We start from the raw sequence: 10,916 nt of genomic DNA on the forward strand, positions 1-10,916 counted from the left end.
TTTACATGTAATACATAATGTGTTATATTATAATAACAAAATTACATATAATATTTTATTATGTGCAATTATATAAATGATTAAATATAATTTTTGGTTTTTATATATGTGAATATTCTTTCATTTTTTCAGTGAAGAAAAGAGGAGCAAAGAAAGCTATGTTTAAAATATTTAAAAATCGTGTATGTTCATTTACTTTTACACTATTTATTCTCTTTTTTGTACAAACTATAGAGGGAAATGCAAGTTTTGTAAAAAATCAATTTCAAGAGAGAGTGGCAGTTACTATTTCTACACTAGAAAAAAATGTAGCTATTAAAGCTGTGGATAGAGCTGTTATTCAAGGCGTTGAGGAACAAGATGGCATTGCTTTGGGGAAAGTTGAAAAAGCTGCTGCTTTTTCAGGTGCAGCATTTTGGGGGGGAATAGGTATTTTATCACTTCTTGCTTCTTTATGTGTTGGGGATGTATTAGGTGCTGTTGTATCTCTTTTTGGAATATTCAGTACACTTTAGTAGAAAACTCATCGACAGAGTCGAGGATTTTTTTGTTCACTTCATTATTTTTAAAAAATAAATATTTTATTATTTATACTATACTAGATAATAAAATCACTACTCTTAATATTAAATGTAGCTTTTATTAACATTATTAAAGTTCAAGATCCTACATTTATGTTTTTTTTTTACAAATTAGTGTAACCTGATTTTTTTACAGTTTATGGTTATTTTCTAGTAATAAGGATAGTATACTTACTATCTTTATCAGTCTTTTAATATTGTCTACCTTTTCTCATATGAAGATTATTCATCAAAGGTATATTTTATCCTTTTTAAATTTTTTTATCTTTCATAAGGGGATAAAATAAAGAATATCCCTATATCCAAGGCTCTCATGCAATAAGAAAAATGAGAAATTATTATTTATCATTTTAAATTTGTTTATGTTAAATCCATCAGAAGTATTTTTTACGTATAACAAGTTGCGTTCGTGTATGGATAAAATTATTAAAAAAAAGAGTAAAAATTCTTCTCATGAATCATCTCTAAGGTTCAAGGACTGTTGTAGTATTGGAAAATAAATGATGGTGCTGGTTTGTATCTTCATAGAGTAAAGATAGTGATACACAATGAATCTTATGCCATCTCATAGGGTGGTTTATACTGTCGCATTTACGGGACATATTGTGAGAGGGAAGTGGTGATGTGCATCGTTGGAAAATGCTTTTATTAAAACATAAACCTGTATTTGCGATAGAAGTGTATTCTGGGTTATTCTGTTGCCTAAGGGAAGGATACTGTTAAGTAAGGTAATTCAGGAGTATTTATAGCTTAGCGGAAGAAGGGCAATGAAGTAAAAGGTCTTGTTTAGCACGAAGACGTGCAATCCATTGATCTTCACGAATAGCAGTATTATGTACTGTAATGAGTTCGTTTTTTTTAATTGCAGCTGTTACTGTTGCTTTTTCTAAAAGGCCACAAGGAATGGCGTGGTGAGCGCGTGCTTCTGCGATGTTCATTATCCAAGCACGATAAGTATAAAGACCGATAAAGTCTAGCTGATCACCTGGATGTAAATCTTTTTTAGCAACAGCACAGACTTCTACTACGGGATGGCTAAGAGGGACCATATCTTTTTTGCCATAAAGCATAATACGTGCGCAGGTGAGGGGCACTTCCATTGCTGTTAAATGATAGGGGCGATGAAAGGTGAAGTAAGGTCCCTGGCCAATTTTTAAATCTTCCATACGTTCGCGTAAACGTGGGTGTGCTATTTCGGCAATGACAAAGACACCAGGTGAAACACCTTGACCTATTGAATAATCTACAACACCATATTGCTGTAAAATGCCCCCATCTTGCTTTGGAATAAGCACTTTGTTTAAATCTTGTAGCGCTGCTCGTGGTCCATGCATTCCTGGGCAATCGGGGAGAAGTCCGGTGGCATTGGCAATGGCTGCCATTTCAACCATCGTTTTGGAACCATCAATAAATTCAACCAACATGCGCACATTCATATTACGCCGGAATGCTTCTTCTTCGTAAGCGTCAGGTGTAGCATCAAAGCGCAGAGGATTATTTTTTCCTTTACCCGCTACAACAATCTTATGTCCAAGGGCTGAAACAAATTCTATGAGTTCCATACAAGAAGTAGGTTCATCGCCGGCACCAAGTGTATAAATGAGCCCTCGTTTTTCTGCTTCATGTTTGAGATAAGCGCCAATTGTAACATCTGCTTCAACATTCATCATGACAAGATGTTTGTTATTCTCAAGCGCTTTGATACCAATCTCTGCTCCTGCTTCGGGATAGCCTGTTGCATCAACGATAATATCAATTTGTTCATGGCGCAAAACAAGGTTAATATCATCTGTTGCTGCAATCAAACCCTTTTCAATGCTTTGGGTGAGAGCATAAGTATTTTCAACTTCACAGACATGTCCATCTTCGCCATAGGCTAGTGTAGCGGCATCAAAAATACGTGACGGTGTCCTCGTGGCTACAGCAGCGACTGTTATACCATCCATATGCGCAATACTTGATAATAAATCTGTGCCCATTTCACCACAACCAATCAGTCCAATACGGATGGGGGGATGGTTTTCTGCACGTTGTTTCAAATCATGCGCTAAACCTGTTAGGTTCACATTGCTTGCCATTCTTTTTTCCTATTTGAAAACTATTCTGCTAAAGAACTTTTCTCATTCATAAGGTGCATTTGTTTTTAAGACAATTAATCTTTTATTCTTGATGCTCTAATCAATGGATTTTATAAAAGCAAGAGGGGTGGTTTCTTTTATCAAATAAAATAGGAATAGCGTTATGCAGCAAAAAATAACAGTACAAGATGTCACCAGTTTTATTGGGAAAGAAGTGGGATTATCGGAGTGGCGTCTTGTTACACAGGATATGATTAATCAGTTTGCATGTGCTACAGATGATCATCAATGGATACACGTTGATGAGGAAAAGGCTAAAAAGACACCTTTTGGCGGCACGATTGCTCATGGTTTTTTAACATTATCGCTTTTGTCTAGGCTCGCTTATGAAGCTCTTCCAGAGTTAGAAGGGAGCACAATGGGGATTAATTATGGTTTCGATAAAGTACGCTTCATGAGTCCTGTGAAAACAGGGGTACGGATACGTGCGCGTTTTGTGTTAGACGACGCAGAAATTCGTCCTTCTGGTCGAGTGGTTTTCCATTATGGGGTTACGGTGGAAATTGAAAAGTTAAAAAAACCAGCTCTTACAGCTCAATGGCTTATTGTTGCTGTTGTGGAAGAAAAACCTTCCAATATCTAGATTATTTGAGTGCTTTATTTTATAAAATTTTTATACAATTCTATTAGAAGTTTCTTCAATGATGATATTGAGAATAATCTATAGGATGATAGATATGGTGGAGCTATCATAGCGTTGATAGCCATAGCGGGTTGCTATCTTTCCTAGATCGTTTTGAAGAGGAGTTTCCTAATGAAGATAGTGCATTGCTTCACGCTTTTGTTTATAGCGTTCTTTAATGGGATCATACCCATCACGTAAAACAGAACGCTTCAAATGGAATATACTTGCGTTGCCAATTCACGGGTTTATTTTAAAGCAACATCTCTCAACGCTCGTCACACCCATTTCGCAATGGCGCCTGTGAATAGTATAACGATAAAGCCATTGAGCACCCCTATCTTTATGCTTGTGAAGAAGAAAATCGGCACCATCATATTATATGCTAGCCGCCAATGTTAAGACAGGTCTTGGCGCTTGAGATAATTCATAAGAGGCATGCCTTTCTTTCTTGTATAGTTTTACTCACACGGCTCTTTCCGCTTTTAACGTGCAAGCAAGAGGTTTTGGTTGATTCTATATGGAACAAAGTGGGAATGAGAGGATCTTACGGTATTCAGAGTTCTCATTCAATATGAATAACGCCATATTATCATTATAAATTCAATGTGTTATCTAAGGTTGGGAAAGGTCGTGACCAATGTCTTAATTTAAAGAGAGTTTCACATACTGTGAGATCTCTTATTTTATCCCCTTTTATATTAAAGCCATTAAAACTATTTTCTTTCATGTTACAAACGGATGGGGAGAGATAAAAACTGTTTAAGAAAAAAGTTTCTAATCTCTTATGAGTGTTTTCGATAGGCAAGGGTTGGTGCACTTGGAAAGTGGCAAAGAGGATGATGGTATTGGCTTGTGAAATTCTAAGTCTTTTAATGTTTTGTTTTATCAAGTTTTTGTACGATTTTATCAGAAGTCCATTGGGTTGTAATATTAAGCACGATCAAAAGGATGATGACGATGGTCATGATGAAGGTATTGTAGCGTTGGTAGCCATAGCGGATTGCCATATCCCCTAAACCGCCTCCACCAAGATATCCAGCAAGTGAGGTGGCTCCTATAAGAGAAATGACCATGACTGTAAAACCTGTAATCAGGCTAGGGAGAGCTTCAGGAATAAGAACATGTCTGATAATTTGAAGACGACTTGCACCCATCGAGCGGATCGCTTCAATGAGACCGTTTTCAACGGTTTTAAAAGAGAGTTCCGCCATGCGAGCATAAAAAGGGATAGCTGAAATGGTCAGTATAAAAATTACAGCAGGCATTCCTATCCCTCTTCCTACAACGATACGCGTAACGGGAAGAAGATAAAATGCAAGAATGATAAAGGGAATGGCACGAATACTGTCAATGATCATGCTTAAAGGGCGATTGATGAGAGATGAGGAAAAAATCCCTCCGCGTGCTGTTGTGTGAAGAAGAAGACCAAGGGGAAGCCCTATAATAAATGCCATAACAGAAGCACTAAGTGTCATCAATATTGTATCAATAACAGCTTGGGGAAGTTCATGAGACAGAACATTAAACATAGCCTAAGACCTCACAATATCGTCCTTTTTTCGTTAACCATTGAACAGCTTTTTCTAAAGCTTCTTTATCTTCTCCAGGAAGAGCCAAGAAGAGTCGCCCGATGGTTTCATCTTGAACTGTATCAATGCCACCATGCAAAATACGTGCTTTTAAACCACTCTCATTTTCTAGAAGATGAAGAAAAGGTTGCTGGGCAATTTCACCGGCAATATTAATTTCAATGACAGCTTCTTGCCCGGTTGGTTTGAGATTTTTCGCAAATTTTTCAGGAAGTTGCGGGGTGACAAGCTTGAGCATGGCTATGGTTGTATCGTCTTGCGGTGATGTAAAGATGTCTTTCACACGTCCTTCTTCTACAATGTTCCCCTGATTAAGAACAACAACGCGATGCGCTATGGTGCGCACAACTTCCATTTCATGGGTGATGAGCACAATCGTGAGATTGAGGTGTTTGTTAATATCAGCAAGGAGCTCTAGAATAGATTGTGTTGTTTCAGGGTCAAGAGCAGAAGTGGCTTCATCTGATAATAATATTTTAGGATTAGCAGCAAGAGCGCGTGCAATGCCAACGCGTTGTTTTTGTCCCCCGGACAATTGTGCTGGATAGCAATATTCTTTCCCAGATAACCCAACCAATTCAATCAGTTCAAGGGCACGTTTGTGGCGTTGTTTTTTACTTACACCACTTAATTTAAGCGGCAATGCAATGTTATCAAGAATATTTTGCGATGAGAGAAGATTGAAATGTTGAAAAATCATTCCAATTCGTTGACGGTAAGGCGCCCATTCTATCTCTGATAGATTAGAAATATCAACGCCTTCAAAAAAAATGGATCCTGCATCAATCTTCTCTAACCCATTTAAACAGCGGATAAGTGTTGATTTTCCTGCTCCACTGCGCCCAATAATGCCAAGGATTTCACCAGCGTGGATATTTAAAGAGAGATTATTAATTACCGGAACACCAGCCGTTTTGTTAAAACAACGGCTGATGTTTTTTAAGGAGATAAGAATAGGTTTTTCCATTCACAATTACCGGGATATTTGGCACAATTACCAAGATATTTGGCACCATTACCAAGATGTTTGGGCAGTTTTGCCAAAAATCTCTTTGATTTTTGCACGGATAAGATCGTTATTGTAGGCAGCAACTAATTTTTTAACCCATGGTTCATCTTTTTCGCTCGTGCGTACAACGATGATATTATCATAAGGATTATTTTTTGCGCTCTCCCATGCGACCACATCGTTTTCGAAGCTTAATCCCGAAACAATAGCCCAATTTGTGTTTATAATTGCAAGGTCAAAATCGTCGATTGCACGCCCTAACATACCAGCATCGAGCTCACGAATTTGCAGGTTTTTAGGATTTTCGATAATATCAAGTGGAGATGCAAGAATATTATGAGGATCTTTTAACTTAATGAGACCTAAAGAATTGAGAAGAAGTAAGGCTCTTCCACCATTAGATGGGTCGTTCGGAATACCGACATGTGCACCATCACGGAGATCTTTTAAGTCTTTTATTTTGTGTGAATAAACACCAATTGGAGCAATAAATGTATAGCCGACAATTGAAAGTTTATAGCCACGTTGTTTCATTTGTTCATTAAGATAAGGGGCGTGCTGAAAAGCATTCGCATCGATCTCTCCTGCGTTAACAGCATCATTAGGCAAAGCATAATCAGAAAAATAAACGAGTTCAATATCTAAACCGGCTTTTTTAGCCTGTTCAGCAGCAGTTTTCCAAATAATTGCATCCCGCCCTTCCATAATACCAAGTTTGATTTTTGTTTTGTCTGCGGCCATGGAAAAAGCAGTAGACAAAAAAAGTGCAAAGAGAGAGAGGAATAATCCTATAATCCGACTACGAGAAAAAAATTTTAATGTCATATGCTTTTAACTTTCTTTTTCGAGAAATTTTTTGAGCGAAGTTTCAATATACTCTGTATCTTTTTAGGCAGATTTAAAGTTATACAAGCTTTAGAGAATATTCAATCACTTTTATTTTTTAAAGAGTATTATTTTTCCTTCTATTTTAGTTGTTTTGGGGGCTGATCATCATTCATTCTCAGAAAATCTTTGAAATTTAGGCAATCAATTCTTTTATTGCAATCATTTGTTGAGGGAACCAATGCCCCTTTAAAAACTTCTGTAAGGGACAATTGGTTGAAGAACCGGACAATCAGATGATGCTTTAGCCGTAAATTCATGAAGAACATACTGCGCAATCAAGATCAAAAGGCCGTGTTCGTGTAGGCGATAAAGAGAAATTTTGTTGCAATGTTGTGGGTTTTTGGGGGGAATAAAGGTTGCTGATCATTGGATTTAAACGCGGCAAATTTTTGCAACGGCGAATTTTTGCCCTTCATACGTTTTAAGAGAGGAAGAAAAATAATGTTAAGAAAGAAATTTTTATCAACAATGATGACTTTATGGACTTTAGGAGCGTCAGGGGTGGCTGTGACTGCTTTTCACGCACAAGCTGGAACCATTACAGGAACAGTTGCTCGTGTTGCATCAGGTCAGGTATCTTTACGCACAGGCCCTGCGACAGCTTATAAAGTTATCGCAATGGTTCCAATGGGAGCAAAAGTGCAAATTTATGGCTGCCTATCCAATAAAACTTGGTGTTCTCTTGGTTATCATGGAAAAGTTGGTTGGGCATCTGCACGTTACGTCAATGTTAACAATGTTCCTACCATTGCTTTTAAAAAGATGCCAGCAAAATCAAAATCTATGGTAAAATCGCCAAAAGAAAAAGTAAAACAGGCTGTTTCCGACTTTAAAGCTCTTCCGGCGATTCAAAAAACACGGAAAAATATGCAAAAACTATACAGAACAGATATGATTATCGATTCTACAGGTGTTAAAAAAAGGGATGAACGAACAATTTTAAATCCGTCGCAAACAGCACAAGGCGTTTCTGTAAAGCACGTGAGTGCTTATAATCCCTCCTTTCCTGATAATGTCAATTACAAAAATTTTGAACGTAATGAAACGCGTTACCGTGTCGTGACCTATCCTGCTCGATAAGGGTAAAGTTAATTTCACAACCGGAATGACAAAAAGGATCAGCAGCATAAGCATTGTTTGCTTCATGCTGCTGATCCTATTGTACCGTAAAATGTCATTAAGGCGGCAATGCTTAACTTAAGGTGGCGAGGCATTCAAGGATATTCAAAGTAAAATTTGATAATACCTTGGATTACAGTTCTTTAGGATGGTGATATGAACCTTCAGCTGGGGAAGGTTATACTGAAGAGAAGCCGGACTTTTGACAGACCGGCTAGGGGTTCTTTGTCCTTTCGGACAGGGCGTTAATTTGCGGACTTAGGCTTTATCAAATTACGAGAAATGAGCAATTCAGCAATTTGAACGGCATTCAATGCTGCTCCTTTTCTTAAATTATCGGCGACAACCCAGAAAGCTAAACCATTTTCAACGGTGATATCTTCACGAACACGGCTAATAAAGGTATCATCTTCTCCGGTACCTTCATAAGGTGTGGTATAACCACCATCTTCGTGTTTATCGATAAGCTGACAGCCTGGTGCATCGCGGAGGAGCGCTTGTGCTTCAGATGCGCTTAGTGGTTTTTCAAATTCAACATGGACGGCTTCAGCATGACCGATAAAGACAGGGACCCGAACAGCAGTGGCTGTTAATTTAATTTTCGGATCGAGAATTTTCTTCGTCTCAACCGTCATTTTCCATTCTTCTTTTGTATAACCATCTTCCATGAAAACATCGATATGAGGAATGACATTAAAGGCAATGCGTTTAGTGAATTTTTTTGATGTAATTGGGTCTGCAACAAAAACTGCACGTGATTGTTCGAAAAGTTCGTCCATTCCTTCTTTACCAGCTCCAGAAACAGACTGATATGTAGAGACAACAACACGTTTAATGATTGCAGCATCATGGAGAGGTTTTAAAGCTAAGACCAGTTGAATTGTTGAACAATTAGGATTTGCTATAATATTACGCTTAGAAAAGGCATTTATAGCTTCGCCATTGACTTCAGGGACTATCAACGGAACATTGGCATCATAGCGCCACGTGGAGGAATTATCGATGACGACACAGCCGGCAGCAGCAATTTTAGGGGCGTATTCTTTGGAAATGCTCCCTCCCGCAGACATAAGACAAAAATCTGTGTCAGAAAAATCGTAAGTATCCAGTGCTTTTACTTTTAAAGTTTTATCTCCATAAGAAACTTCTTGTCCTAATGAGCGTCGTGATGCTAGAGGGACAATTTCATGCGCAGGAAAACCACGTTCTTCTAAAATTGTAAGCATTTCACGACCAACATTTCCGGTTGCGCCGACAATTGCAACTTTATAACTCATTTTCTATATACTCCTCATGTCTCTCCACGTTTATTCCCCGTGCTATACTCAGGAGAGAGTGAGTTGGTCAAGGAACATCATTAAATTATATTTTTGATTTTCAACAACTCAATTTTGTGCACACCAATCATCATCGTTAGCACAATAAATTGTTTTATTTCAAATGATACGTCTCTTTTAATCTTTCAGAATTGAAAAAATTGAATATTTTACGCTAAGCTATTATCTCTTTAGAAAACACTTTAATTAAGTGAATTCCTTATCTTCTGTCAATGTGTACCTTCACACTTTTGAATTTTTTAAAGATGGTATTACGTATCGCGTTGGTGGAATCTTTTTATACTTTATCTGTTAATTGTTGAATTATTTAATTTTCTCCCTATACCTTTAAAAGCGAAGCCTCCTATTACAGTCTGTAAACAGCTAGATTCTAGTGGCTTCCCATTTTTTACTTAAACTAAAGGCTCAACAAGCAGGCTTAAAAATATTTAAAAAGATATTGGGTATCTAAAAAACATTTGAATGTTTTAAGGTATGCGTGCTTCATGCCCTCATACCTTAAATGATAGAATTTATGGCACAACAGGATAAACTTAAGTATCCATATATAGATAAATTCTTATGAAAGTTATAAATATAGTTTTTCGTGTCTATTTTTAATTTATATTTCTTATTTTTACTTTAATCCTGTTATGCTATAAAATATCATTATTTGGAGTATGGTGGTATAAGATCTTTGATTTTTCTCAATATATTTAAGTATTTTTTTAGTGTGTGGGAATATTTTTAGGCTTGTTTGGAGAGCCTTTTTTAAGTAACTCATATGAGTGGAAAGTCGTTGAACACCCCCATATTTACGTTTAATAAAAGAGCAAGTTAGCACCATCATCCATTTTTTCAGCACACAATGTCGTTACAGCTCTTGGTTTGTGAGACGATTCAATAAGAGGTATGCCTTTTTGTACGTTTTTATTCACACGCCAACTTTGCTTGTAATGTGCCAACAGTGATTTTGATTGATTCAATATAGAACACGTTTGAAATGAAAGAATTTTACGATATTCGGAACACTTATTCAATATCAATAACGTTAGATTATCATTATAAATCAATGCACTATTTCTAAGTTAAACTCGTTAGAATTCGGATTATTTACAAATCAGATTAGATTAAGCATTTTCATTCTCATGCAGTGTGGGGAGACAGTCACAATTCTTGTCAATATTATTAAGGACTTTGATTATCTTTGCAATGAACTTATGAAAATAAGGGGTTATTTTTTTCATCAGAAATCAACTGCAAAATTGCTCTTTGTTTTTTGCGGGTCAGTATTCTGAAATTTTTTAAAAGTAAATATTCTGCTTTGCTTGCTATTCTGTCATCACAATGATAGAGGTTCTCTTCTTTTTTTGCGCTATCAGCATAAAAGAAGGAAACGGGAACATCTAATATATGAGCAATTTCCTGTAAACGTCTTGCACTTATGCGATTTAAGCCTTTTTCATACTTTTGGATTTGTTGGAATGTTACGCCTAAATGACTTCCTAATTGTTTTTGAGAAAACCCCATGACGTTTCTTCTGAAGCGAATTTTTTTGCCTAAAGAAATATCGTAAAAATGTAGATTTTTGGCTTTCACTTGATGTCCCCACCGGTTGCGAGCGCCCTCGCATTAGTATTCCGGGGTCTGG

The 10,916-nt window shown here is 37.0% G+C and carries 9 protein-coding genes and 1 pseudogene; 3 read left to right on the plus strand and 7 right to left on the minus strand.

Annotated features, from left to right (window positions below; translation table 11 throughout):
• Positions 1-158: 158 nt before the first annotated feature.
• Positions 159-515, plus strand: a complete 357-nt coding sequence (locus ACFIQE_RS07480; protein WP_375621598.1) for a hypothetical protein — start codon at positions 159-161, stop codon at positions 513-515.
• Positions 516-1,324: 809 nt separating this feature from the next.
• Here the strand turns inward: ACFIQE_RS07480 and ACFIQE_RS07485 are convergent.
• Positions 1,325-2,659: an NAD(P)H-dependent oxidoreductase gene (locus ACFIQE_RS07485; protein ID WP_375621599.1), complete on the minus strand. Its 1,335-nt coding sequence runs from the start codon at positions 2,657-2,659 to the stop codon at positions 1,325-1,327.
• 163 nt (positions 2,660-2,822) lie between these two features.
• Between ACFIQE_RS07485 and ACFIQE_RS07490 the strand changes: the two genes are divergently transcribed.
• A complete protein-coding gene (locus ACFIQE_RS07490) occupies positions 2,823-3,302 on the plus strand; it encodes a MaoC family dehydratase (protein ID WP_375621600.1) in 480 nt (159 codons plus the stop codon).
• Positions 3,303-3,473: 171 nt separating this feature from the next.
• Here ACFIQE_RS07490 and ACFIQE_RS07495 read toward each other — a convergent pair.
• From ACFIQE_RS07495 to ACFIQE_RS07510, 4 genes and pseudogenes are all read right to left on the minus strand, one after another.
• Positions 3,474-3,772: pseudogene (locus ACFIQE_RS07495) on the minus strand (integrase); the annotation flags it as partial.
• 441 nt (positions 3,773-4,213) lie between these two features.
• Positions 4,214-4,873: a methionine ABC transporter permease gene (locus tag ACFIQE_RS07500; RefSeq protein WP_375609233.1), complete on the minus strand. Its 660-nt coding sequence runs from the start codon at positions 4,871-4,873 to the stop codon at positions 4,214-4,216.
• Positions 4,866-5,900 (minus strand): methionine ABC transporter ATP-binding protein, encoded by a 1,035-nt coding sequence (locus ACFIQE_RS07505; RefSeq protein WP_375616331.1) that lies wholly within the window; start codon positions 5,898-5,900, stop codon positions 4,866-4,868. Before ACFIQE_RS07505 ends, ACFIQE_RS07500 begins: the two co-directional genes overlap by 8 nt.
• A gap of 48 nt (positions 5,901-5,948) precedes the next feature.
• On the minus strand, positions 5,949-6,767 hold the full coding sequence (locus ACFIQE_RS07510; RefSeq protein WP_375621601.1) for a MetQ/NlpA family ABC transporter substrate-binding protein: 819 nt from the start codon (positions 6,765-6,767) through the stop codon (positions 5,949-5,951).
• 504 nt (positions 6,768-7,271) lie between these two features.
• Here ACFIQE_RS07510 and ACFIQE_RS07515 point away from each other — a divergent pair.
• Positions 7,272-7,910: an SH3 domain-containing protein gene (locus ACFIQE_RS07515; protein WP_375621602.1), complete on the plus strand. Its 639-nt coding sequence runs from the start codon at positions 7,272-7,274 to the stop codon at positions 7,908-7,910.
• Between the two features lie 284 nt (positions 7,911-8,194).
• Here the strand turns inward: ACFIQE_RS07515 and ACFIQE_RS07520 are convergent, their stop codons facing one another.
• Together ACFIQE_RS07520 and ACFIQE_RS07525 are read right to left on the minus strand one after the other, a co-directional pair.
• Positions 8,195-9,226, minus strand: a complete 1,032-nt coding sequence (locus tag ACFIQE_RS07520) for an aspartate-semialdehyde dehydrogenase (RefSeq protein ID WP_375613639.1) — start codon at positions 9,224-9,226, stop codon at positions 8,195-8,197.
• Between the two features lie 1,257 nt (positions 9,227-10,483).
• Complete coding sequence (locus ACFIQE_RS07525) at positions 10,484-10,864, minus strand: helix-turn-helix domain-containing protein (RefSeq protein WP_375707454.1); 381 nt, start codon at positions 10,862-10,864, stop codon at positions 10,484-10,486.
• Positions 10,865-10,916: the final 52 nt, after the last annotated feature.

Origin of the sequence: Bartonella sp. AA1HLJMS, assembly GCF_042197445.1 — a bacterium.
Taxonomy (GTDB): domain Bacteria; phylum Pseudomonadota; class Alphaproteobacteria; order Rhizobiales; family Rhizobiaceae; genus Bartonella.